This is a genomic window from Planktotalea sp. (assembly GCF_965659345.1).
Lineage (GTDB): Bacteria > Pseudomonadota > Alphaproteobacteria > Rhodobacterales > Rhodobacteraceae > Planktotalea.
This window is the reverse complement of the sequence record NZ_CBFHVK010000012.1, coordinates 80416-102476: the sequence shown is the minus strand read 5'-3', so window position 1 is coordinate 102476 and position 22061 is coordinate 80416. Positions and strand designations below refer to the sequence as shown.

Annotated in this window: 20 protein-coding genes; 8 read left to right on the top strand and 12 right to left on the bottom strand. The window is 52.8% G+C overall.

Features of this window, described 5'->3' with window-relative positions:
* The first annotated feature begins 45 nt into the window (after positions 1-45).
* Positions 46-669 carry a DUF4167 domain-containing protein gene (locus tag ACTG3Z_RS11555; RefSeq protein ID WP_439143217.1) on the top strand — a complete coding sequence of 208 codons (624 nt, stop codon included), beginning with the start codon at positions 46-48 and terminating at the stop codon, positions 667-669.
* Positions 670-680: 11 nt separating this feature from the next.
* On the opposite strand, the gene rsmA is transcribed toward ACTG3Z_RS11555, so the two are convergent.
* From rsmA to lptF, 6 genes are read right to left on the bottom strand one after another with little or no spacing between them, the layout of a single operon-like run.
* On the bottom strand, positions 681-1523 hold the full coding sequence (gene rsmA / locus ACTG3Z_RS11550; protein WP_439143216.1) for a 16S rRNA (adenine(1518)-N(6)/adenine(1519)-N(6))-dimethyltransferase RsmA: 843 nt from the start codon (positions 1521-1523) through the stop codon (positions 681-683).
* Positions 1520-2482 carry a 4-hydroxythreonine-4-phosphate dehydrogenase PdxA gene (pdxA, locus tag ACTG3Z_RS11545; protein WP_439143215.1) on the bottom strand — a complete coding sequence of 321 codons (963 nt, stop codon included), beginning with the start codon at positions 2480-2482 and terminating at the stop codon, positions 1520-1522. Before pdxA ends, rsmA begins: the two co-directional genes overlap by 4 nt.
* Positions 2483-2484: 2 nt before the next feature.
* Positions 2485-3735, bottom strand: a complete 1251-nt coding sequence (locus ACTG3Z_RS11540) for a peptidylprolyl isomerase (protein WP_439143214.1) — start codon at positions 3733-3735, stop codon at positions 2485-2487.
* A 5-nt stretch (positions 3736-3740) separates the two neighbouring features.
* Positions 3741-5870 (bottom strand): LPS-assembly protein LptD, encoded by a 2130-nt coding sequence (locus ACTG3Z_RS11535; RefSeq protein WP_439143213.1) that lies wholly within the window; start codon positions 5868-5870, stop codon positions 3741-3743.
* On the bottom strand, positions 5867-6964 hold the full coding sequence (lptG, locus tag ACTG3Z_RS11530; protein WP_439143212.1) for an LPS export ABC transporter permease LptG: 1098 nt from the start codon (positions 6962-6964) through the stop codon (positions 5867-5869). The genes ACTG3Z_RS11535 and lptG overlap by 4 nt, the downstream gene beginning before the upstream one ends.
* Positions 6961-8109 carry an LPS export ABC transporter permease LptF gene (gene lptF / locus ACTG3Z_RS11525; protein ID WP_439143211.1) on the bottom strand — a complete coding sequence of 383 codons (1149 nt, stop codon included), beginning with the start codon at positions 8107-8109 and terminating at the stop codon, positions 6961-6963. Before lptF ends, lptG begins: the two co-directional genes overlap by 4 nt.
* Positions 8110-8224: 115 nt before the next feature.
* On the opposite strand from lptF, the gene ACTG3Z_RS11520 reads away from it, so the two are divergent.
* On the top strand, positions 8225-9694 hold the full coding sequence (locus tag ACTG3Z_RS11520) for a leucyl aminopeptidase (RefSeq protein WP_439143210.1): 1470 nt from the start codon (positions 8225-8227) through the stop codon (positions 9692-9694).
* 1 nt (position 9695) lies between these two features.
* Positions 9696-10157 (top strand): DNA polymerase III subunit chi, encoded by a 462-nt coding sequence (locus ACTG3Z_RS11515; protein ID WP_439143249.1) that lies wholly within the window; start codon positions 9696-9698, stop codon positions 10155-10157.
* An 87-nt stretch (positions 10158-10244) separates the two neighbouring features.
* Here the strand turns inward: ACTG3Z_RS11515 and ACTG3Z_RS11510 are convergent, their stop codons facing one another.
* From ACTG3Z_RS11510 to ACTG3Z_RS11495, 4 genes are read right to left on the bottom strand one after another with little or no spacing between them, the layout of a single operon-like run.
* Positions 10245-10835: a retropepsin-like aspartic protease family protein gene (locus ACTG3Z_RS11510; RefSeq protein WP_439143209.1), complete on the bottom strand. Its 591-nt coding sequence runs from the start codon at positions 10833-10835 to the stop codon at positions 10245-10247.
* Between the two features lie 18 nt (positions 10836-10853).
* A complete protein-coding gene (locus ACTG3Z_RS11505; protein WP_439143208.1) occupies positions 10854-11489 on the bottom strand; it encodes a MarC family protein in 636 nt (211 codons plus the stop codon).
* Positions 11486-13351 carry an ATP-binding cassette domain-containing protein gene (locus tag ACTG3Z_RS11500; RefSeq protein ID WP_439143207.1) on the bottom strand — a complete coding sequence of 622 codons (1866 nt, stop codon included), beginning with the start codon at positions 13349-13351 and terminating at the stop codon, positions 11486-11488. The genes ACTG3Z_RS11505 and ACTG3Z_RS11500 overlap by 4 nt, the downstream gene beginning before the upstream one ends.
* A gap of 44 nt (positions 13352-13395) precedes the next feature.
* A complete protein-coding gene (locus ACTG3Z_RS11495; RefSeq protein WP_439143205.1) occupies positions 13396-13797 on the bottom strand; it encodes a DUF6157 family protein in 402 nt (133 codons plus the stop codon).
* 156 nt (positions 13798-13953) lie between these two features.
* On the opposite strand from ACTG3Z_RS11495, the gene ndk reads away from it, so the two are divergent.
* On the top strand, positions 13954-14376 hold the full coding sequence (ndk, locus tag ACTG3Z_RS11490) for a nucleoside-diphosphate kinase (RefSeq protein ID WP_375265327.1): 423 nt from the start codon (positions 13954-13956) through the stop codon (positions 14374-14376).
* A gap of 1 nt (position 14377) precedes the next feature.
* On the opposite strand, the gene ACTG3Z_RS11485 is transcribed toward ndk, so the two are convergent.
* Positions 14378-14716 carry a TfoX/Sxy family protein gene (locus ACTG3Z_RS11485; protein WP_439143204.1) on the bottom strand — a complete coding sequence of 113 codons (339 nt, stop codon included), beginning with the start codon at positions 14714-14716 and terminating at the stop codon, positions 14378-14380.
* 746 nt (positions 14717-15462) lie between these two features.
* On the opposite strand from ACTG3Z_RS11485, the gene ACTG3Z_RS11480 reads away from it, so the two are divergent.
* Positions 15463-18255, top strand: a complete 2793-nt coding sequence (locus tag ACTG3Z_RS11480) for an Rne/Rng family ribonuclease (RefSeq protein ID WP_439143203.1) — start codon at positions 15463-15465, stop codon at positions 18253-18255.
* A 59-nt stretch (positions 18256-18314) separates the two neighbouring features.
* Here the strand turns inward: ACTG3Z_RS11480 and ACTG3Z_RS11475 are convergent, their stop codons facing one another.
* On the bottom strand, positions 18315-18548 hold the full coding sequence (locus ACTG3Z_RS11475; protein WP_439143202.1) for a sulfurtransferase TusA family protein: 234 nt from the start codon (positions 18546-18548) through the stop codon (positions 18315-18317).
* A gap of 84 nt (positions 18549-18632) precedes the next feature.
* On the opposite strand from ACTG3Z_RS11475, the gene ACTG3Z_RS11470 reads away from it, so the two are divergent.
* From ACTG3Z_RS11470 to ACTG3Z_RS11460, 3 genes are read left to right on the top strand one after another with little or no spacing between them, the layout of a single operon-like run.
* Positions 18633-19385, top strand: coding sequence for a cytochrome c biogenesis CcdA family protein (locus ACTG3Z_RS11470; protein WP_439143201.1), 753 nt, complete (start codon positions 18633-18635; stop codon positions 19383-19385).
* 59 nt (positions 19386-19444) lie between these two features.
* Positions 19445-20668, top strand: coding sequence for a hypothetical protein (locus ACTG3Z_RS11465; protein WP_439143200.1), 1224 nt, complete (start codon positions 19445-19447; stop codon positions 20666-20668).
* Positions 20665-22026: a cytochrome P450 gene (locus ACTG3Z_RS11460; protein ID WP_439143199.1), complete on the top strand. Its 1362-nt coding sequence runs from the start codon at positions 20665-20667 to the stop codon at positions 22024-22026. The genes ACTG3Z_RS11465 and ACTG3Z_RS11460 overlap by 4 nt, the downstream gene beginning before the upstream one ends.
* The last annotated feature ends 35 nt before the right edge of the window (positions 22027-22061 follow it).

Here is a 22061-nt window from a genome sequence, read left to right as displayed (position 1 = left end):
CAAGGTTTGGATCACAGTGACATTGATATGCTGGATTGAAGCTAGATGAGATCATCAAAACCACGTTCGCGTAAGAACAATCGTAACCGCGCCCCTCAGGGTGGCGGAAATATCCCGAACCGCGTTTTTGATAGCAGCGGTCCAGAGGGCAAAGTGCGCGGCACGCCGCAGCAGATCATAGACAAGTATCAACAGCTTGCGCGTGATGCACAGTTGTCAGGTGACCGTGTCGCAACAGAGAATTTTTCCCAGCACGCAGAGCATTATTTGCGCATGTTGAGCGCCGCTCAAAAAGAGATTGATGAACGTCGTGAACAGCAAGAGCGTGAAAATCGTGAGCGTCAGGCGGAACGTGATCGTGAGCGCGCAGAACGCGACGCGCAGCGGGCCACACGTGATGCAGAACGTGCGGAGCAAGAACAACAACAGCCAGTGGTCGAAGAAACAACCGCAGGCACGGGTGATCAGCCTGATGTTGTTGAGCCAGCAAGCACAGAAGACATTGGTTTGGTAGAAACGCCGGAGAGCAAACCCCGTCGTGCGCGTACCCCGCGCAAACCTCGCGCGCCGCGCAAACCCGCTGCAGAAAAAGCTGCCCCTGCGACAGAGGATTCAGCAGCCCCCACACAAGATGCTCCTGTACAAGTGGCACCAGACGCGGCTGAGTAGAGCTTTAAAGCTTATGCCTTCGCGACTTCGCGCGCGAGGGCACAAAATTCTTCCAAAGATACTTGCTCAGCGCGCTCTGTCGGTTTGATGCCCGCCGCAGCTATCATGTCTTCTATATCCGGTGAAACTGATTTTAACGAAGAGCGCAGCATTTTGCGGCGTTGGTTAAATGCTGCTGCGACGACGCGTTCGAGCGTTTTAAAATCCGCAGGGAAACGTGGTTCTGGCAGCATCTTGAGGTGCACAACTGCGCTAGATACTTTTGGCGGCGGACTGAATGCTTCGGGCGGCAAATGCAGCACAATCCGCGCATCACAGCGCCATTGTGACAAGATCGCAAGGCGACCATAGGCTTTGCTTCCCGTCTCTGCAGTGATCCTTTGCGCCACTTCGCGTTGGAACATCAATGTGAGACTGTCCCAAAATGGCGGCCATTGCTTTGGTGTTAACCACCGGATGAGTAGCTCTGTCCCAACATTATACGGCAGGTTTGACGCAACACGTATGGGCGGTGTGAGGTGCGCAAGTGGGTCAATCGCCAGCGCATCACCCTCGATGACGTCCAAACGGTTGGGATAGGCGTCAGCGATTTCTGCCAGAGCCGGCAAACACCGCGCATCTTTTTCAATCGCGAGGACTTTGCGTGCCCCTTCGCTAAGCAATCCACGTGTTAGGCCCCCAGGTCCTGGACCGATTTCAAGTACATCACAGGCACTCAGATCACCTGCCTGACGCGCTATTTTAGCCGTCAAATTGAGATCAAGAAGAAAATTCTGACCAAGTGATTTACGCGCGCGCAGATCATGGCGTTCGATCACATCACGCAGGGGCGGTAGTGGATCATCTTGGGTCATAGTGCACTCATTCTGGCAGCCATACGCAGCGCTTCGATTAGGCTGGTTGGGTTGGCGATACCTTTGCCCGCGATATCAAACGCAGTGCCGTGATCAGGCGAGGTTCTTATGAAGCTTAATCCCAGAGTTACATTCACACCTTTGTCAAAATCGAGCGTTTTAATGGGGATCAAAGCTTGGTCATGATACATGCAGACCGCAGCGTCGTAGCGCGCGCGCGCGTTGGCGTGAAACATCGTATCAGCGGGCAATGGACCGCTTAGATCAAAGCCCTCAACGCGGAGTTTTTCCAACACGGGTGTGATAATATCCGCGTCCTCGAACCCCATCTTGCCACCTTCACCCGCATGAGGATTAAGACCAGCGACCGCAATGACGGGCTTTTTGATCCCGAATTGTGCGCTCAGCGCAGCGTGTGTGATCCTTAGTGTGCTTTCCAAGCGATCTGGCGTCAAAGCGCTTGGCACGTCTTTAAGTGGTATATGGATCGTTGCAGGAACCACGCGCAGTTGCTCGGAAGCGAGCATCATGACAACGTTTTCTTTGCCATCAAGCGCTGCCAAAAATTCTGTATGACCGGGATGCGCAAATGCTGCGCCATCTTGCAGCGCTTTCTTATGGATCGGGGCTGTGCAAAGTGCGGCTGCCGCGCCTGATTTCACCAAACGGACACCGGTTTCAATTGCGTCAATCACACCTTGCGCATTTGCACTGTCTGCACTGCCCTTTTGTGCGCTGCCTGCAAATGGCTGCGCGAGGACTGGCATCGCCGATGGGCTGACATGCACCGCGTCGGTCGGGGTTGATATCAGCTCGAACGCTGATCCCGCAGGCAAATGCGCTGGATCGCCAATCCAGAAGAATGGCAAAGCATCGCGCAAAGCATCCCACGCTTTAATCGCTATTTCGGGGCCGATTCCAGCAGGTTCGCCGCAACTTAGTGCGATGGGGCGTGTCACGCTTACTTCTCGATTATGCGGGCATCTGCGCGCAGTTGCTCAAGATACCCGTTGGAATAGGAGGCCAAGCGCTGGTTTTGCAGTCCCAAAGACAGCTCCGCTCGGTCTACTTCTTCCTCAAGCACTGGAGTGCGGCCACAGAGCATTAAAAGAACCAAGGTCTGCCCATTCGCGCGTGTGAGTGTCGTAGATGTTTCGCCCGGATCCATCTTTGCCAATTCAATTGCAATGTCTGATGGGATTTCTTCTGGTGCCTTGCTTCCGCGATCAAGCACGCTTGGGTCTTGACCCTTCGCGATACCATAAAGATCGTCACAGCGATCAATGCGGCTTTCGATTTTACGCGCTTCGGCCAGTGCGGCCTCCGTGCGCCCGCCTGCAATGTAGTAGGCTGCGTATTCGATTGCTGCGTATTGTGGCTCGCCCGCTTGCACCTCTTCAATATCGCGCAGCTGGAACAGCGCAACCGCGTTTTGCAACGGGATCGGGTCTGTCACTTCACCCGGTGCGAGGCCCAACAAAATCGGGCGCAAAGGCGCTGGCAACTGCGTGATTGGCAACCACTCTAAACGTCCACTGCGCGCTTTTGAGGCGGATGCAGAGTAACGCCGCGCTTCAGCTGCAAAGGCCGATACGCTTGTGATTTGCGAAATGCGTTCCGCGCGTTTCTGCACGGCTGCTGCTTGGGGTGGGGGCGCCGGCATAATGATTTCGGACAAGAGGACACGGATGGTGGCGCCTGTGCCAGATGTCGCAACGCTGCGATCAATGTCGTCTTCGGTGACGCCGATACGGCTTGCAAACTTGGCTTGCACGAGTTCGCGCCACGCAAGACCGGAACGAACAAAAGCGCGGAACGCATCTTCGGACACATCGCCGGCATTCAAAGCTTGGATGAACTCGGCTCGGGTCAGGTTAACGCGACCGGCAAACTCATCCATGCCCGCCTCAACTTCTTCGCGCGATGGAACGATTCCGACAGAGCGCGCGGCCCCAAGTTTTAAGCGATCTTCGATCAATTGTTGCCGCGCGAGTTTCTTGTGATCACCCGGCGCGCGCAACAGACCCAAAAAGCGTGTGCGCTCTGCGAGTTCAAAGTTGGTGATGGAGCTATCATTAACCTTGATTGCTGTAGCGAACAGGCTTTGTGCGTGGCTCGCGAGCGGTGCGCTGAATGTAAGCAAGGCCGCGCAAGCAATCGCGACAAAACCGTTTTTGAAGCTGCGTTTATCGGGGGTATCTGTGTAAAACATTTCTCTCAATTCCTGCATGTGCGGCGCGCTGCTTTACCGCTGCCTCCTGTACTAAACCCGCGAAGCGAGATGGCCAGCTCATAGGTTGTGGCTGGCACCAGAGTCGTTGATCTTGCGAAACTGCGTGTGGCTCCAAAGCCGACAGAGACGCATTCGTTTTCATATGTTATCTTGCCACCGGTTCTTGCCATTCGATCTGCGAGTAAATCATATTGGACATTAGCATTGGCCGTCCAGTGTCGATTAAACTTGTAAGTGCTAGCAAGGGACCATTCCGCGACAGGGGATGTGCGGTTTTCCGCTGCATCGGCTCTCATCTGCACATATGTGCCAGAAAGCGCGAGTTTGTTGCGCGAGTAGGAAATGCGCGCTTCTGTTTTTACGGGTTCAAAATCAGCTTCAAACAAGCCACGTGCCATGAATGATCCGCCCCAATTGGATGTGTAATTGAGCGCGAGCAATGTATCTGACGTCAAGCCCTGCAAGCCGGAACTGTCTGAAAATGATGGGTCGGCAGTTTCGCGAAACACCTGCCCGACAGTCAGACCCGCAGACCAGCTTTCCGTATTGAGCCGCGCCATTCGAAAGCCAAGTGCGCCCACTGTCCCAGTTTCGCGACGATCTTTTACGGGAAAGCGAGACAGCGAAAGCAAGTTGCTTTCATCAAATTCCGAACTGACGCTTTCGTCGTTAGGCAAAACCGAAGGTGAGCCGCCAGCCCAAGCAATCTGTGCGATTGGCTCGATCAGGAATCTTGACCCGTCTGGTGCAACATTCATGAGCGGATAGCGCAATGTCGCAGCGATCGCAGGTGTCACGTCGTTTGTGCGGCCCAAAACAGTGCTGTCTTGCTGGACGCCATAACTATCAAGGCCAAGCGAGGTGACTAACCCTAAGCGAAGCCCGTTGCCGATTGTCCATTCATCTTGCCAAGATAAATCAAGGTTGAGCCTTGCCATATCGCGCCCTAGCACGTCATCCAAAGATACGCGTTTGTGCCCATGTATACCAAGCGATGCGCGCAATTCACCACCAATGCTTGGCAGCTGATACCGACGCTCGTATGCTACGTTGCCAATGACAGTTGGTTGCGTATTGTTGCTTTCATTGTCTCGTAACGTTTCAAAATTCAGCATCTCAGCTTGAAAAAACACGTCCCGTTTGACCCGTGTCAGCGTGATGCCAGATCCCAAGCGATCACGTCCAGAGTAGCCGTAGTTCGATCGATACCCACTATCTGACGCGGTTTCGACGTCAAAGCTCAGAATAAATGACTGGCCCAGATCGAACGTACCAAAGCCCGTCAGATAGTGGCGCGTCGTATTTGGCACAAGTGTATCTTGGGACACCGCGCCGTTTAGCTCAAAATATCCACGGCGAAACATTTTACGAAACCGCAGTTCTAAAGTTCGCGTCACGGGTGTTATGAAAGGAGCAATCGTTATATCTGCATGTTCCCCGAGCGTGATGAAATAGGGCAGCTTCACCCCGAACCCGAGCTCGGAATCAGAGAAAAAACGCGGCACCAAAAAACCGGTGGAACGTTTGAGCGTAGGATCGGGAATGCGCATCGTGGGAAGGTAAAGAACAGGAACACCCAAAAGCCTGAATTGCGCGCGACGGAAATAAATCTGCTTTTCTTCTCGATCATGAATCGCGCGATCTGCGCGGATTTGCCAAATCGGCGCACCATTGCCGCAAATTTGGCAGGACGTCGCAACCACTTTGCGCAGAACTGTGTAGCGGCCTTCAACACGATCGGTTTGAGCAGACAAGATTTGCAGCTCTTGATTCAAAACGTAACGCGCACCGCGCAAAATACCATTCTCGAGTTTGCTATCAAGATCCGCGCTGTCTGCGATGATCACGTCGCCATTTTCCTGTGATAGGCGAATGGCACCCTTGATTATCAACTCATCACGCTTTTGGTCGTAAATGATTTCATCCGTAAAAAGACGAATGCCATCGTAGAATGCTTCTACATTACCGCTTGCAACCAGACGCTCATCTTCAGTGATCAAAACGCTATCAGCAACAAGTAATGCAGCATCTGCATCCTGCGCGCGGGCAGAAAGTGGAAATGCGATCAACGCAACAGCGACAAGGGCACGCAACATATGGACGATCCGGCTCATCCGTCCTCCATATGCAGCAACAGACCGAGCGCAAGTAAAATCGAAGCGATTGGTGGTGTCCATGCTGCAATCATTGTGGGAAGCTGCCCGTTCTCTCCCAGAATTTGCGCGAAATTACGTATATAATAGAGCCCGAACCCAAGCATGACAGCGGCAAGCACGGCAACGCCCGTTTTTCCAAAACGTGTGTGACGCATTGTAAAGCCAGCTCCAACAAGCACCATAGCCATCAGGAATAAAGGACGTGCGATCTCCATCTGGAGCCAAACTTTGTGGCGGCGCGCTGAAAATCCGGCTTCTTCAAGTTCATTGATGTATCCGTTCATGTCCCAGATCGAAATCGCAGAAGGTTCCGAAAAACTCTCGCGGATGCGCTCTTCGGTCAAACTGGTTGGAATAAAAAGCTGCGGATCAGTGCGCGCGGTTTCCTCTGGATTTTCGCTGGTATTCAATGCCCATTGCTTTGCATTTAGCAATTGCCAGCCACTTTGGGTCAGTACGGCTCGATCTGCTATAATCTGCGTACGCGGTTGGCCCGTGGTGTCGTATTGCAAAAAACTGACATCATATAGCGTCGTCATTTGTTCAATCGCGGAGCGTGCGTGAATAACAGTTTGTCCGTCTTCATCCCCTTGGCGAAGCCAAAGCCCTTCGCGACCGATTGAAACAGTGCTTGTTTCTTGGTTCTTATATTCGCGTTCCAGCGTGATGAATTGCTTGCTCGTTGCCGCGACAATAGGATTGAAGAGCGTTACAGCAGACACGCCAATAATAGCGGATACCAGCATGGGTGACGCTAAGGTGGTCAAAGCAGAACGCCCAGCTGATCGTGTTACAACCAGTTCAGACGTGCGCGCGAGTGTGAGGAACAGTGAAACTGACGACAAAATCATCACCAATGGTAAAATCTGATAGATACCAGCTGGAGCATTCAAAAGAGTCAGTAAAAAAACATCTATAAAGCTCACATTGTCACTGTTGAACCGACGCATTTGCTCAACCAAATCAATCAAGGTCAAAAACGCCAAAAAGATGAAAAGCGTCGTCAAGAAAACTCTTATGAAACGACGGGCAAAGTAAAGGTGAAGTATCATGCCGTCGACTCGCTCAAAGACGCGTCTTTGCGACGTCGTCGGGGGCGTGCTGCTAATCGCAACATCAACATCGATACACCAAGCCCAAACACACTTTGCGCATAGACCAACGGCCAAAGATTTGCGTTGGCGCGGATAGGATCTGTCACAATACTTTCAACAAGCTTCACCAGAACAAGAAGCAATATTGCGCCAATGATTTGGCGGCCCACTCCGAACCTTGAGAACCCGCCGACCAAAAGAGTTGAAAAGCCTATAAGGGCCGCGACGACGCAAAGGATCGGTTGATTAAACCGGCCATGAACTTCTTCTAGAATGCGGCCAACCGTTTGTCCTGAAGCTTTGCTAACAAGATCTGTAGCGAAATAAAGCTCTTTTGTCGGGCGTTGATCAAGCGGCTTGAACAATGCGCCCGGCGCATCAATCAGATCCGAAATATTATATGCGAAATCAGTGAACTTGGTTTTGGTCAATTTGCGAGTTTCTGCATTCAGCGTTTGCGCGATACCATTTACCATAAAAAGCTTCGGACCCGTCGATTCATTGACCAAAAAACCATCAACGGAGGAATATGTTGAAGCGCGATCAGCATTACGCCGATCACTAAGAAATACATCTTTTAGGACACCTTCTGGCGTGATTTCTCGAACGTAGAATGTCACGCCTTGTGTCGGGTTCATAAACTCTCCCTCACGCAGCAATTTAGCCGACAGTGTGCCACTAATTTCGTTTTCCCGAAAACGTAATTGCTCAAGTGAACTGGGCACCAAATATTGGGTCAGAACCATCATAAACGTACCGACGATCAGACCGAATATCACAACAGGCCGCGCCAAACGCCAGGGCGAGTAGCCTGTGGCTTGCATGACGACCAGCTCACTCTCAGAGGCAAGACGGTTGGTCACATAAACCGAAGCCGCAAAAGCAGACAAAGGTAGAACCATGCGCACCACATTTGGGAGGCTTAGGGCTGTAAATTCCAAGAACACGGATGCGGGTTGCCCATCTGCGATCAGGCGATCAAATAAGATGACCGCGCGGTTGATCCAATAGACTGACACCAACACAAGAGAGAAGAAGCCGAACAGCACAAACAGTTGCGACAGGACATATCTGTCAAATCTTGCCAAAACTGCCCCCGTCATCTGCTGCTTTTTCTTGATCTGTAACCTATTTTTACCCTGTGGAAAACTGCTATCTGGCAAAGCTCTTCGAACCTCGCTATCCCTAAGTTAAATTCACAAAAAGGAACGCGCACTTATGACCAATCTCATTGCTACTTCGTTTACGGCTGTTGATCTTGACGCTCTTGCAGGTTTTGAAGGGCGCGTTGCCGTTGTGGTCGCGAGTGATGGCAAACTTGATGCCGGTGCGCGCAGGATCAATCGATTGAGCAAGGGGGCTTTGGCGCGACTTGTTGAGGCTGGCAAACTTGAAGACGCAAAAGCTGGCAAGGTGATCACCTTGAACTTCCCTGCTGGCATGGCGGCAGAGGCCGTAGATGTGCTGGTCCTTGATCGTCGCCCAAGCGCATTGGACGCACGCAAGGCCGGGGCCGCGTTTGGCAAGATCTTAAGTGCAGGAAACGCGCTCTTGATTGCTGGAAGCAATACAAAAACGGCGCAAATCGTGCTTGGTGCGGCTATGCGCGCATATGAATTTAATCCGCACAAGACGGCCTCTGACGACAAATCCCGCTCATTGAGTGTTATGTGCGCAAAACCGGAAGAGGTAGTGGCCGACGCAAAACCGCTCCTCGCAATAGCCGAAGGCGCGCATATGACTCGCGATTTGGTCAATGAGCCTGCCAACGTTTTAACGACAACGGAATTTGCGGATCGCCTAAAAGAGATGGAAAGCCTCGGTCTGAACGTCGAAGTGCTGGAAGAAGCGGAACTGGAAAAGCTGGGCATGGGGACGCTTTTGTGCGTCGGTCAAGGATCTGACAGCCCGTCTAAAGTTGTTGTGATGCAGTGGAATGGCGGTGAAAAGGACGCCAAACCGCTGGCACTTGTCGGCAAAGGGGTTGTGTTTGATACAGGCGGCATTTCGCTCAAACCGGCTGGCGGCATGGAAGACATGACTATGGATATGGGCGGTGCGGGCGTCGTTTCTGGCGTGATGCGTTCGCTGGCGTTGCGTGGCGCTAAGGCAAATGTCGTGGGACTCGTGGGGCTCGTGGAAAACATGCCATCGGGTAATGCTGTGCGTCCCGGTGATGTTGTAACGTCAATGAAAGGCGACACCGTCGAAGTGATCAACACAGACGCTGAGGGTCGCCTCGTCCTGTGCGATGTGATGTGGTATGCGCAAGAACGCTTTGAACCCGCTGGCATGATCGATCTCGCAACCCTGACAGGGGCGATTATCATCGGCCTGGGGCATGAAAACGCAGGTGTGTTTTCCAACAATGACGATCTATGTAATGCCTTCCTCAAAGCGGCTGAATCCGAGGGCGAAGGCGCTTGGCGTATGCCGCTTGGCCAAGCCTATGATGACATGCTCAAATCGCGCATCGCGGATATGAAAAACATTGGGGGTCGCCCCGCAGGCTCCGTCACTGCGGCGCAATTTCTGCAACGCTTTGTGAAAGACGAAACACCTTGGGTCCATCTTGATATCGCAGGCGTGGCCTCGCTGAAATCTGAAAGCACTCTTGCACCCACTGGCGCGACAGGCTGGGGCGTCATGGCACTGAACCGTCTCGTCTCGGATATGTTTGAAACCTGATATGGGGGCGGCCTACTTCTATCACCTCACGCGCAACTCACTGGAAACCACGCTTCCTTTGCTCCTTGGCAAAGCGCTTGGGGCAGGGTGGCGCTGTGTCGTGGTGGGACGCAGTGAACAACGTTTGAGCGCGCTGGATCAAGCATTATGGAATGGCAGAAACACCGACTTTCTCGCGCACGGCCTCGCGGGAACATCGAACGACGCTGCGAACCCGATCCTTTTGAGTGACAGCCATGTGACGTCCAATAACGCTGCTTGTGCAATGTGTATCGATGGGGCCGACATCGCCCCTGAACTCGTCAAAAGTTATGAGCGGACCTGCATCCTGTTTGATGGCAATGATGACACTGCTTTGCAAATCGCGCGTGGCCAATGGAAAATGCTCACCGATGCAGGATGTGCAGCGCAATATTGGTCAGAAGAAAGTGGAACTTGGCAAATGAAAGCCAAAAAAGAGTAAACCCTTATTCACCCCATTATGCACGACGACCCTAACGCTTCATTTTTCCAAATAAACTCTTCCCAAAGGGCCGCTATGCCAAAAGCGCTAACGCACTAAAACTAAAGTACCGCCAGATATCTCTATCTTTTCAAAGGTTTGCAGGTAGCTCATTCCCATGAGCGATTGTGACATCTGTCCTTCATTCACATCTACTCGGAACCGCGGCAGCTCTGCTCCCGCAAAGCCGAAACTATCGGTGCGAACAGAAGCGATGCGCACAGACCCGTTGGCGGTCATCGCTTCGCGCACGAAAGCCAGCTCATCAGGATCGATCCCTGCGGCGAATGCATCTGCTTTACGCAACACTACCCCAGTGGCACCGGTATCAACGACAAAACGAATGGGCACATCGTTCACCATTGCAGTGGCGTAATAGTGACCATCGCGTGCGCGGGGGAGTTCAATTCGCTCGCCATTGCTAATGACACTCTGTTGCGGCACGACCGTTTGGCGAATGTCGCCCCACATGCCATATGCCGCGATCACACCGATGAAGATCAGCGCCCAAACGGACATCTGTTGTAAGACCTTATTCATAGATCCGCGCGAAGAAGTGAAAAACCAAAAGGCTATAACGCCGCCAAGCAGCACGAGATAGATCAAATTGCCAAAGTCATCGCCAGACAGTTGCGCCATACGGGCCTCCTTTGGAGTTTATTTAGGTACGATTCCCAAAACACCAAAGTCTTGCAGGCCATTGAGCATAAATTGCACCGCCAATGCTGCCAGCAACATGCCCAACAAGCGTGAAACAACATTGATACCGGTCTTGCCCAAAAGTCGCTCTAGCGGTGTTGCGGCTTCAAAGAAAATAAACGTCACCATTAACACCAAAAGCATTACGGCTAACGATAAACCAAGCCCTGTAAATCCGGGGTGCGTGCCCGCAAGTAAGATGACGGTCGCAATCGAGCCCGGACCAGCGATGAGCGGAATTGCCAATGGAAAGACAGAGGGATCATCGAGATCATCCTCTTCCTCTGCCGTGTCTTCGCGACGTTTGGAACGACGTTGAAACAACATATCCAGTGCGGTTAGCAGCAACAGGATACCTCCTGCAATCTTGAACGCGGCCATGGAAATGCCAACGAACCCAAGCAGTGCTTCGCCAAACACCGCGAAAAGCGCAAGGATGCCGGCTGATGTCAGTGTCGCTCGGATCGCAATCGCGCGGCGCTGCTTGACCGTCATGCCTTGCGTCAAAGCCACGAACAATGGTGTCAGACCAATCGGGTCGATGATCACAAAAAGCGTCACGAATGACGTTATAAAAAACGCCGTATCGATCATGTCGCGTTGGCGGCTTCTAACTTCTCAAGCGCCGTCATCCACATGGTCTCTGCGCGGCCATGGGCTTCCATGACTTCTGCGTATTTCTTGTTCCATGTCTCAAGTTCACCCTTACGTGCATCTTCGTAAAGCACTGGATCCGCAAGCTTTTTAGCCAGTTTGTCACGCATGTCATCGATCTTGGTCATACGATCTTCGCATTTGCGAACATCCGCGCGGAGAGCTTTGATCTGATCTTGCGACGGGCGCTTCACTTTTGGTTTTTCTGCCTTTTTGGCGTCTTTGTCTTTCTTGGCAGGCTTGTCATTGCTCAACAGCATCTTGCGATAGGCTTGCAAGTCTTCGTCATACACAGAGACGTGACCGTCCTTCACCAACCACAAGCGATCCGCGACCATGGACAGAAGGTGCATGTCGTGGCTCACCAGAATGACCGCGCCGCTGTAAGCCGTAAGCGCATCTACAAGCGCCTCACGAGATTCAATATCGAGGTGGTTCGTCGGCTCGTCGAGGATCAGCAAATGTGGGGCAGGGAGCGTGGCAAGCAACAGAGACAAACGCGCTTTTTGTCCACCTGATAGTCGCCCAACGGCTGTATCGGCCTGATCCGCGCCAAGGCCAAAACCTGCCAGACGTGCGCGCAATTTGGCTTGGCCCTCAGCAGGGCGTTCGCGCAGCAAGTGCTCAAGCGGGGTTTCATCAACGTAAAGTTCATCCACCTGGTGCTGCGCAAAGAAACCGATGCGCAGTTTGTTGGACGTCACCATATTCCCGCTGGCGATTTTCAACCGATCCGAGAGCATTTTAGATAGTGTTGATTTGCCCTCGCCATTTCGGCCTAGCAAAGCGATGCGGTCATCTTGGTCAATGCGCAGGTTCAGGTCACGCAGAATGATCGTTTCGCCGTAGCCAACAGAGGCTTTTTCGGTCGCAATGATAGGCGGGGAAAGCTCTTCGGGCTTGGGGAAGGTGAACACGGTGCGCGCCACATCTTCCGGCGCGCGAATGGTTTCCATTTTTTCCAGTGCTTTGACGCGTGATTGCGCTTGCTTTGCCTTTGAAGCTTTGGCTTTAAAGCGGTCCACAAAGGCTTGTAAATGTTCACGTTTTGCTTCTTGTTTCTTCGCGGCAGATGCCATCAAAGCACGCTTTTGCGCGCGTTGCTTGGCGAACATGTCATAAGTGCCCGTGTAATAAATCAGGCCCTTGTCTTCGAGATGCAGAATACCGCCGACAGAGCGGTTCAAAAGCTCGCGGTCGTGGCTGACGATCAAAACAGTGTGCGGGTATTTGACGAGGTACGCCTCAAGCCAAAGCGCGCCCTCTAGGTCGAGATAGTTTGTCGGTTCGTCGAGCAGCAGCAAATCAGGTTCAGAGAAAAGGACAGCCGCCAAAGCGACACGCATACGCCAACCGCCTGAGAACGCAGAACAAGGCTGAAGCTGCTCATCATGGGTAAAGCCCAGACCCTTTAGAATAGTCGCAGCGCGCGCTTCAGCGGACCATGCATCAATATCAGTCAGACGCGTTTGGATTTCTGAAATACGGCCCGGATCAGTGGCTGTTTCAGCTTCGGCCAACAGTGCTTCGCGTTCGGTATCAGCGCGCAAAACAGTGTCGATGAGCGAAACCTCGTTGCCCGGAACCTCTTGCGATACACCGCCGATTTTCCACCCTTGAGGCATGCTCACGTTGCCCGTATCAAGCACCATTTCTTTACGAATGATCTTGAACAGCGTGGTTTTACCCGAACCATTGCGTCCCACGAGGCCAACCTTGTGCCCTGTTGGAATGGTGACGGATGCGTTTTCGACCAAGGTGCGGCCCGCGACGGAATATGTGATGTCTGAAATCTTAAGCATGGCGAGCCTCTAACAGAGGCTTTGATGCGGCGCTAGCCCGTGTTTTATGCGCGTTTGTTGCGCATGCCTTTGACGACCTTAATTGCAGAATTTTTGCAGAGGTCTTCAAACTGTGCACTGGCAGGATCAATCAATGCAATTCTTGCGTCGCTATCATGATGAATAGCCCACCCAAAGGTCTTTACCAATGGCGATGCACGCAGGCAGGCTTGGCCCTTGGAAAAGAACTCATTTCGAAAAAGACCATATTCATCGTCTGGGATGTCCTTGCGCAAGGCCGCAACCGAACAGAGCAAATCGTCACTTTGCAAAACATAAGGGGTTTCGATGACGCGTTCATATTGCATCAAGGCAACTGAACCTTGTTTGTTTGGCACCGTTGCGCATTCTGCGCGGCAATCCTCGGCGGGCTGAATAAGCGTATCGCGATAATTGGTGGTGTGCATGTCCTCTACCTTCATTTTGTTCTCAATATGTTCTCACATCATGTTAATAAGTCAACAGGGCGCTTTTCATAGGTCAAACCCCATGCTAAGCGCGCCTCAGAATTCACAGGTGCATCCTGCATGGGGCAGGTCGCCTATAATAAAAGGAAGTCTTACATGGCTCTGGAACGCACATTTTCGATCATCAAACCTGATGCAACACGCCGCAACCTGACTGGCAAAATCGTTGCTAAATTCGAAGAAGCTGGCCTGCGCGTTGTCGCATCCAAGCGTATTCAAATGACTTTGGCGCAAGCACAAACATTTTACGGCGTCCACTCCGAGCGTCCGTTCTTCGGCGAGCTTTGCGAATTCATGATCTCTGAGCCAGTTGTTGTTCAGGTTCTTGAAGGTGAAAACGCAATTGCGAAGAACCGCGAAGTTATGGGCGCGACCAACCCTGCAGACGCGGCAGCGGGTACAATCCGCGCTGAGTTCGCAGAATCAGTCGGCGAAAACTCCGTACACGGCTCCGACGCGCCAGAGACAGCAGCAGAAGAAATCGCGTTCTTCTTCTCCGGTCTTGAGTTGGTTGGCTAAGTTAACGCTTTTCAATGACACCGATTAGGTCAAGGGCTGCTTCCAGATCGGAGCGGCCCTTTTCTTTTGTGCCGATTGCGTCGGCTTTGAGCTTGTCAAACGTTGCGCGCAGCGCCACTTTTTCAGCGCCTTGACAGTCATTCCAAGGACGCCCCTGAAGCCCCATTGCGAGCGCATAAAAGCCGATGAAATGCGGTTTTGTGCCTGATTTGATCAGTTTGCTATAACAGGCCTCTGCGCCAAGGGCGCGCACTTGCTCTGCCGTTGTTATGCCGGCTTTCGCAAAGCTCGTGTCGCTTGCAGGGCCGAGATTGGGAATCGAAGAAACAGGGTCGCTCATTCGAAAATCTATATTTTATTGTCGCGCGTTTAGATACTCGCGAAATCTGTGAAAATGGGCGTTGGTTCTTTTGGTTTGTTGGTTTGTGGTGCATCGCCTTTTGGCGACGCCTCCTGTTTGACCGGTTGTGTCGGCAGGGAAGAGCCCATGTTTTTTCCTCTCAAGGCTGATACAGTGCTTATTTAGAGACCTTACGGAGAGATTTGGGGCGTCGCCTTGCCTGAATTGTGACCATTGGGTGGTATCTGAGTGCCTCTCGAAAATTATAAGGTTCTTAGCGCGAACTCTGCGCAATTCTTTCAACACGCACCGATTAAGCATTGCGAAACAACTCGTTTAGACCCTATGTAGGGGGTACGGTCGGTGGTTGCCTAAGCAAACATGGATCGGGAGAGTTTCGCTGCGTCCCGCACGGCCAGATGGCACCGCGATAGGACGCAGACCGATACGGCCCATTTGGTGATCTTCTAAAACAGATACTGGATTGGCCATACGACGCGCTGTTTTTGTCAAAGAAAGCAGCAAATTAACGGGCGCGCCGCTTTGAATAGTGAGACGCGTCGGAGAAGAAACGCGATGAAGCGCGCGCAGGACATGAGTATGAGAGCAAGGGCCCCTTACGGGCTCTGCCGCCATGCGCGCACCATCGCCTCAAATAGACGCCCCAGACTTCATACGAACGGACCGCCGGTTTGCGAAAGCAATCAGGGGGCTGTTGGACGTTGTGCCGGGCGCAAACGGATACCATGGCTAAGAAAATGCTTATCGATGCCACCCACGCGGAAGAAACCCGCGTTGTGGTGGTCGACGGAAACAAGGTTGAGGAATTTGACTTTGAATCCGAAAATAAACGCCAGCTTGCTGGCAACATCTATCTTGCAAAAGTCACACGCGTAGAGCCGTCGCTACAGGCGGCCTTCGTTGATTATGGCGGGAACCGTCATGGTTTTCTCGCGTTTTCAGAGATTCATCCTGACTATTATCAGATTCCTGTCGCGGACCGTGAGGCCCTGATGGAAGAAGAGCGCGCGTATGCAGAAAGCCAGCGTCAGCGTGATGAAGAACAAGACAAGCCCAAGCCGCGCCGTTCGCGCCGGCGTTCATCTACCAAGGCAGCAGACGCATCTTCTGATGATGCGGTTGTCAGCAAAGAAGTAGAGACGCCAGAAAATGCGCCGACCAGCGATATTGCTGGTATGGAGACGATTGATCTGGGCGAGGATGCCACAGAAGCAACGCCAGAGGGATCTTCCCCGATGGAAACGGTTGCGGAAACGCCCGTTGAGACGCCTGCAACAGATGAAGTTGCAGTCGAAGTCACAGAAGCGGCTGAAGATGCTGCGCGTGAAGTTGACGCAGACGCTGCGGTTCCATCTGACGAAATCGTTGCCGCCGCTCAAAGCGATGAAGATGAAGTTGAAGACGATCACGCGCGTAAGGCCAAAAAGGCGACACAGCGTGACGAGAACATCGAATCCGTTGCCGATGATGATGACGTGGAGGACATTCGCCCACCACGTAAGCCACGTCCGCGTCGCTACAAGATTCAAGAAGTTGTCAAAGTACGCCAAATTCTCTTGGTGCAGGTCGTTAAAGAAGAGCGTGGCAACAAAGGCGCGGCGCTCACTACATATCTTTCGCTCGCAGGTCGTTACTGCGTTTTGATGCCCAATACTGCACGCGGTGGTGGCATTTCCCGCAAGATCACCAACGCCGTAGATCGCAAGAAACTCAAAGAGATAGCGAACGAAATTGAAGTGCCTCAAGGCGCTGGTTTGATCGTCCGGACGGCGGGTGCCAAGCGCACCAAGACAGAAATAAAACGCGATTATGAGTACCTACAGCGCCTATGGGAGCAAATCCGCGAGCTGACCCTCAAATCGATCGCACCTGCGAAGATTTATGAGGAAGGTGATCTGATCAAACGCTCGATCCGCGATCTTTATAATCGCGACATCGACGAGGTGTTTGTTGAAGGTGAGCGCGGGTATCGTATCGCGAAAGACTTCATGAAAATGATCATGCCGTCGCACGCGAAAAACGTGAAGCTATATGCTGAATCCATGCCGCTGTTCGCGCGGTATCAGGTGGAAAGCTACCTGGCCGGGATGTTTAATCCCACGGTGCAACTGAAATCTGGTGGTTACATCGTGATCGGTGTCACAGAAGCGCTTGTTGCGATTGACGTAAACTCTGGTCGTGCGACCAAAGAAGGCTCGATCGAGGATACAGCGACAAAGACCAACCTTGAAGCAGCGGAAGAAGTGGCGCGCCAATTGCGTCTGCGTGACCTTGCCGGCCTGATCGTCATCGACTTCATCGACATGGACGAGCGCAAAAATAATGCGGCCGTCGAAAAGCGCATGAAGGATAAGCTGAAGTCAGATCGTGCGCGCATTCAAGTCGGTCGGATCTCTGGCTTCGGTCTGATGGAAATGTCGCGCCAGCGTCTGCGTCCTGGAATGATTGAGGCGACGACTGCACCGTGCCCATCGTGCCATGGTACGGGTTTGATCCGCTCTGATGATAACATGGCGCTCAGCATTTTGCGCCAGATCGAAGAAGAAGGCGTGCGCCGTCGTTCTCGCGAGGTTCTCGTGCGTGCGCCTGTGCCAATCGCAAACTATTTGATGAACCAGAAGCGCGAACACATTGCCCAAATCGAAATGCGGTATGGTCTGTCCGTGCGTATTGAGGCGGATGTCCATTTGGTCAGCCCTGATTTCGCACTTGAGAAGTTCAAAACAGCGACACGCGTCGTGCCAGAGCCATCAGCACATGTTGTTTCGGTTGATACGTCTATCATGGATCAAGTCGATGAGGATGAAGCACCCTTTGATGAGGATGAAGCTCCAGCAAGCGAAAACACCGCGCCAAGTGCGGCTGAGGGCGAAGGTGAGGACAAGCCTAAGAAGCGTCGTCGTCGCCGTCGTCGTGGTGGTAAGAAAAACAACAACGGTGGTGCTGATGCACAGCAATCCGAGGAGAATGCTGCATCTGAAGGAACTGCTGAAACACCAGCAGACGCCGACGCCGATGCCGATGCTGGCGCGGCACCTGTAGCTGCCGAATCCTCTGAGAGTGAAGCAGAGACAGCGGAAAAGCCTAAGCGTGTCAGACGCTCGCGTAGCCGTGCGAAACCGAAAGCCGATGAGGCGACAGAGGGCGAAGCAGCACCAGAAGCGGCGGCTGAGGCCGAAACAGTTGCTGAAGCACCTGCAGAAGAAGTGGCAGCAGAGCCAGTGGCAGAAAAGCCCAAGCGCAAACCACGGGCACGCAAGCCGAAGGTCGCAGCCGTAGAAACAACTTCTGTTGAGGCTGTTGTCGAAGCTGCAGCGGCCCCTGTGGACGCTGAAACGGCGCCTGTTGCAGTGGAAACGGTAGACACCACGCCAGATCCTCAGCCTGAACCGCAAGCGGACCTTCAAGTGGCCTCAGCTGTTGAGTCAGCGCCTGAGCCTGCAAAAGAGCCGGAAGTTCTGGCTTCGGTAGAGCCAAGCAAGCCAAAGCGGCGCGGTTGGTGGTCGCTTGGGAAGTAGGCCAATCCTATAGATAAAATTAAAACGCCGCGTCTAAGGATGCGGCGTTTTTTATTTCATCAACCGCCTTTGCGGATCAGATAAACCTGCACGTCGCCGTCTTCGCGGGTCTCAACCAATGCATGTCCTGCTTCAGCACAAAAATGTGGGACATCAACAATTGCCGCAGGATCATTCGCGCGCATCTCAAGAAGATCACCCGCATTTAAAGGCTGCAAACGCTTGCGCGCCTTCAATACAGGCAAGGGGCAAAGCAAGTCGGTGGCATCAAGATCATATCGCATTACGTTCATTTAGGTCTGATGTGACACACTGTCCACGCCCTTGTGACACTGTTGTGACTTTGCTTCATGGTTGCGCTCAGGCTAAGTGAGCACATGTTTGGAATCGACATCATATCCGCAGGCCTCGCACCTGCCATGATCGTGGCCTTGTTGGCCGGGGTCATTTCCTTCCTCAGCCCATGCGTGCTGCCCATTGTTCCGCCGTATCTGGCGTTTATGAGCGGCGTATCGCTACCAGAGATGCAAGGCACCCGCGCCGCGCGTCGCCAAACAGGGATTGCCGCGCTCTTTTTTGTTATGGGGCTATCGACGATCTTTTTGCTTCTTGGATTTACGGCGTCGGTATTCGGTGCGTTTTTCTTGCAAAACCAAGTGCTTTTCGGTCGCATTGCAGGGGTCGTCATAATCATTTTCGGACTTCATTTTCTGGGCGTTTTCCGGATTGGATTTCTGGATCGCGAAGCACGGCTAGATGCCGGGGACCGAGGGGGCAGTGCTTTTGGAGCTTATGTGCTTGGCCTTGCGTTCGCATTTGGCTGGACGCCCTGCATCGGCCCGCAGCTTGGCGCAATATTGTCGCTTGCCGCATCTGAGGCAGACGTTGCACGTGGCACGACATTGCTTGGCGTTTACGCACTAGGCCTTGGCATTCCTTTTTTGTTGGCCGCGTTCTTTATTGATCGCGCGATGGGGGTCATGAGCAAGCTCAAACAGCACATGGGGCTGATCGAAAAGGTTTCTGGCATCTTGTTGATCGCTGTAGGCTTGGCGATGATCACCGGAGCTTTCTCGCTTTTTGCATTTTGGTTGCTTGAGACATTTCCAGCACTCTCAACACTCGGTTAAGTCATACTCTTGCCAAATAGCGCTGCTATGCGGATGTTAGGCAAAAAGGTGCGCGCAGTATGAGTGATCAGGACAAATCGGTGAGAAAGCGGTTGGTGTTCTACATCCCCGGTTATGATCCGTTTCATCCGCGACGCTACCGCGAGCTATATCGCAAAGAAAGTGCGCTACAGAGCGAAATATCAGGCTACGATATCGGGCTTAAGCCAAAGCAGGGCAAAGGGCCTTATGGTTGGCATGTGAGCGCGTCTATTGATGGCGCTGATGTTGAGACTGAAATCGAAGTGCTTTATTGGGCCGATCTTGTGAAGACCAGTATGAACATGGGCATCGCAGCGACCTATGGTGTCATGACGCGCACCGCTTGGACCTACATCGGGTCTGGTGCGCTGTGGCGTTTGATGAGGCTGCGCAAAGGGCCCGTCATCGCGGCACTTTACCCTGTTGGTTTCTTATTGTTACAGGCATTTCTCGCGTGGCTGGTGGCCTATGGGATTGCCCAATTGGCACAACTCCTGCTGTCGGGGCCTTTTGCTGTGATGCTTGGCTGGGCCGTAGGTGCCGGCGCCGCGTATGGGGTGCTGGAATGGTTTCGGCGAAAGGACAACAAGTTCTTCGCCTATTATCTGATGCATGACTATGCTTATTCGGCCAGAACCAATGGTGCGAACCCACTAGAGCTAGAAAAGCGCATGTCAGATTTTGTCGCGCGAATATCCGACGCTTTGGCATCGGATGCGGATGAGGTGCTTGTCGTTGGCCATTCATCAGGGGCGCATTTGGGCGTGTCCGTTTTGGCCGATCTGGTTAGAGCAGGGCGCGTGCGAGACAGTGGGCCAACTCTTAGCTTCCTGACGCTCGGTCAAGTCGTGCCGATGGTTTCTTTCTTGCCAGATGCATGGCGATTGCGCGCAGATTTGTCATTTCTCGCATCCCAAGAGACCCCTTTCTGGGTGGATGTGACCGCGCCGGGCGATGGTTGTGCTTTTGCATTGTGTGATCCTGTAAGCGTAAGCGGCGTCGCACCAGCTGACAAATCACAGCCATTGGTGTTTTCCGCGGCCTTTACACAAACGCTTAGTCCAGAACGGTGGAACGCGCTCAAGCGGCGCTTTTTCAGGTTACACTTTCAATATTTATGCGCTTTTGATCGCCCAAAAGACTATGATTACTTCCAGATCACGGCAGGCCCCAAAACGCTGATCGAGCGCTATGAAGGGCGCCCAGCCTCAAAGAGCAGAATAGAAACCCCTGTAAACCGCTACAATCGTGTCACGCCATGACAACACCGCTCTTGCCCCCCAAACCAAAGGCGCGCGCGGAAAAGGTGAGCCTGCGCCAATACGCCAAACTCTTTCGCAAAGACATTTTGTCTGCGCAGCCCGCAAGGCTTTATCGCGCGTGGATGGCAGAATTTCGAACGCCGTTCTTTAGCTCGTACCTGATCAATCAACCCGAATTGGTGAAGCTCGTTCTGAAAGAGCGGCCTGATGATTTCCCCAAAAGCGGCCGCGTCAGTGAAGGGTTACGTCCTTTGCTTGGCGATGGCGTGTTTTTAACCAACGGTGAGCTTTGGAAGCGACAACGCCGTATCATCGATCCGGCATTTGAAGGCGGACGATTGCGCGAAACTTTCCCATCTATGTGGGCCGCTGCCGAAGGGGCTGTGAAGCGTCTCGCGCCAAGCGTGGGGCGTGAGATTGAAGTCGAGCAACACACAAGCCACGCAACGGCCGATGTCATTTTCCGCACACTTTTTTCAATCCCGATCGAAAACGAAATTGCAGCAGAGATGTTTCGCGAATTTCACCGCTACCAGCGTTCACAGCCTTTGTTAAACCTTGCAGCAGTTTTGCCGCTGCCGCGTTGGATGCCACGCTTTTTTCGCTCTGCAACACGTGGATCGGCGACAAAAATCCGCTCAGCGATCACACAGTTGACGACCGAGCGGCACGCACAGATTGCTGCGGGCACAGCGCCTGATGATCTTGCCACCAAAATCATGACAACGACAGATCCGCTGTCGGGGGAGAAATTCACAGCTGAAGAAATGGTTGATCAAGTCTCGATCTTTTTCCTTGCGGGACATGAGACCAGCGCATCCGCTTTGGCGTGGGCTTTGTATTTGATGGCGATGTTCCCCAAGTGGCAGGACAAGGTCGCAGACGAAGCACAAGCGGGTTTGGTCAAAGAATTTTCGGCTATCTCAAAGCTGCGTATAAGTCGTGATGTGTTCCGCGAAGCACTGCGTTTGTATCCGCCGGTTCCTATGATGGTCCGGCAGAACACGTGCCCGGAAGAGTTCCGTGAGCGTGACGTGCGAACCGGGAGTCAGGTGGTCGTAAGTGCGTGGCATCTGCATCGCCATGAGCGGCTTTGGGACAACCCTGATGGGTTTAACCCCAATCGATGGAATACTGAAAACGGCAAGACCTGCATGCGTGATGCTTATGTGCCATTCTCTGCGGGGAGCCGCGTTTGTCCCGGAGCGGGGTTTGCTTTAATCGAAGGGGTTTTATTACTTTCGATGATTTTAAAGCAGTATCGAGTGTCTTTGACAGATCGCGCGCCTCCAGAACCTGTGGCACATCTAACCGTACGCTCAAAGGATGGGATCTACTTAAAAATTGAAGAGCGGTAGAAAGGCCCTTTGCAAAGGGCCTTGTGAAGTCTTTT